This is a genomic window from Ectobacillus sp. (assembly GCF_056992975.1).
The window spans coordinates 1-2,000 of record NZ_JBXKMX010000270.1; the positions used below are offsets into that span (position 1 = coordinate 1).

At 37.0% G+C, this 2,000-nt stretch carries 4 protein-coding genes; 3 read left to right on the forward strand and 1 reads right to left on the reverse strand.

The window, feature by feature from the left end; genetic code table 11:
* A partial coding sequence (locus AC11ZT_RS12415) for an ArsB/NhaD family transporter (RefSeq protein WP_484058710.1) occupies nucleotides 1-90 on the forward strand: 90 nt, incomplete at its 5' end.
* A gap of 106 nt (nucleotides 91-196) precedes the next feature.
* On the opposite strand, the gene yhfH is transcribed toward AC11ZT_RS12415, so the two are convergent.
* The gene (gene yhfH / locus AC11ZT_RS12420) at nucleotides 197-328 is read right to left on the reverse strand and encodes a protein YhfH (RefSeq protein ID WP_484059898.1); all 132 of its coding nucleotides are present in this window, start codon (nucleotides 326-328) and stop codon (nucleotides 197-199) included.
* A 204-nt stretch (nucleotides 329-532) separates the two neighbouring features.
* Between yhfH and AC11ZT_RS12425 the strand changes: the two genes are divergently transcribed.
* Together AC11ZT_RS12425 and lplA are read left to right on the forward strand one after the other, a co-directional pair.
* Complete coding sequence (locus AC11ZT_RS12425) at nucleotides 533-1,267, forward strand: MBL fold metallo-hydrolase (protein ID WP_484059899.1); 735 nt, start codon at nucleotides 533-535, stop codon at nucleotides 1,265-1,267.
* 9 nt (nucleotides 1,268-1,276) lie between these two features.
* A partial coding sequence (gene lplA / locus AC11ZT_RS12430; protein WP_484059900.1) for a lipoate--protein ligase occupies nucleotides 1,277-2,000 on the forward strand: 724 nt, incomplete at its 3' end.

Sequence of the window (2,000 nt, forward strand, 5' to 3'; positions counted from 1 at the left end):
TATAGTAAAGTAGGTATCATACTTACAATCCCAACTCTGTTTCTTACATTAGTTGGTTTATATGTTTGGTTAGAATTTATTCATTACTAATTAGATTAGTACAGATAATGGTACAGAAAAAAGCTCCATATACAGGGAGCTTCATATATTTAAAACAAATGCGATTTCCTAAAAGTATGTGAGATAGAGAAACGCATTAAGCTTCCTTATGATTACATTCTTCGCAATGGTTATGGTATGCTTCTGCTTGCTCGTTAATTTCTTTTCCACACTCTGCACATTTTTTCGCAGGTAACGTTCTGAAAAATTCCATTGGACTTTGTAGCATGATTGGTTTCTTCCCTTCCGTTGTTTGGTCTATTCATTAACTATTTTTTTATTTTTCTTTGTCTGTATCACCTATTGTAGTAGTACAAAAGAATTAAGTCAACAACTGTTTTATAACAAATGTGAAGAAAAAGTGAAACTTACATCAAAATCGATTATAGTTAAGGGGATATGAGAAAACTGTTAATAGAAAGGATGACGACGAATGAAAGTAACAGTGGTAGGGTTTTGGGGCGGATATCCAGAAGCAGGCGGTGCGACATCCGGCTATTTATTTGAACATGAAGGATTTCGGTTGTTAATTGATTGTGGAAGTGGTGTCATATCCCAATTACAATCATATATAGATGTTAAGGATGTAGATGCAGTACTTCTGTCTCATTATCACCATGATCATGTGGCGGATATCGGAGTATTGCAATACGCCCGTCTAATTCAATCTGTAACAGGTAACGCACTGAAGGAGTTGCCTATTTATGGACATACAATGGATGAAAAAGGATTTCAATCGTTAACACATGAGGTGTATACGAAAGGGATTGCATACAACCCAGCAGAATCATTGCAAATTGGACCTTTTTCGATTACATTTAGAAGAACAGTCCATCCTGCACCTTGTTATGCGATGCGTATCGAAGCAGGAGAGGATACAGTAGTTTATACCGCAGATACGAGCTATTTCTCTGAGCTCATTCCATTTACAAGTGGCGCACAGCTCTTTATTTGTGAATGCAATATGTATGCGAACCAAGATGGAAGTAAAGCAGGTCATTTAAATAGTACAGAAGCAGGTATGATTGCAAAGAAAGCAGGTATTCACACGTTACTTCTTACACATCTTCCTCATGTTGGAGACCCATCTGATTTAGTAAAAGAAGCGAGCCAAATATTTGATGGTCCTATCGTGTTAGCATACGGCGGATATACTTGGAATAAATGAGGTGAAGGAATGCGTTTTATAGACAATAAAGGAATTACAGACCCGACCATTAATTTAGCAATCGAAGAGTATTGCTTGAAGAATCTAGATATAGACGAAACGTACTTGCTGTTTTATATTAACGAACCTTCTATTATTATTGGTAAAAATCAAAACACAGCTGAAGAAATTAATGCAGATTACGTAAAGGATCATGGCATTCATGTCGTCCGTCGTTTATCGGGCGGAGGGGCTGTCTATCATGACCTTGGAAATTTAAACTTTAGTTTTATTACGAAAGATGATGGAGAAAGTTTTCATAACTTTAAGAAGTTCACAGAACCAGTAATTGAGGCTCTTCGTATTCTTGGCGTGCATGCGGAATTAAGTGGTCGTAACGACATTTTAGCTGATGGACGTAAAATATCAGGAAATGCGCAGTTCTCCACAAGAGGAAGAATGTTTAGCCATGGTACCCTTTTGTTTGATTCTCATATGGAGGATGTAGTAGGAGCTCTTAATGTGAAAATGGATAAAATTCAGTCCAAAGGAATTAAATCCATCCGCCAACGAGTAGCCAATATTCGTGAATTAATGGATCGTGAACTAACAGTTGAACAATTCAAACAATTGTTACTGCAATCGATTTTTGATGGTAAAGAAGTGCCAACCTATGAGCTTACAGAAGAAGATTGGTCTGCTATACATAAGCTATCGGAAGAACGCTATCGAAACTGGGATTGGAACTATGGGA

Bases quoted from the DNA above. Each gene is read 5' to 3' on its own strand.
- AC11ZT_RS12425 (WP_484059899.1), top strand. From the start codon at position 533: ATGAAAGTAACAGTGGTAGGGTTTTGGGGCGGATATCCAGAAGCAGGC.
- yhfH (WP_484059898.1), bottom strand. From the start codon at position 328: ATGCTACAAAGTCCAATGGAATTTTTCAGAACGTTACCTGCGAAAAAA.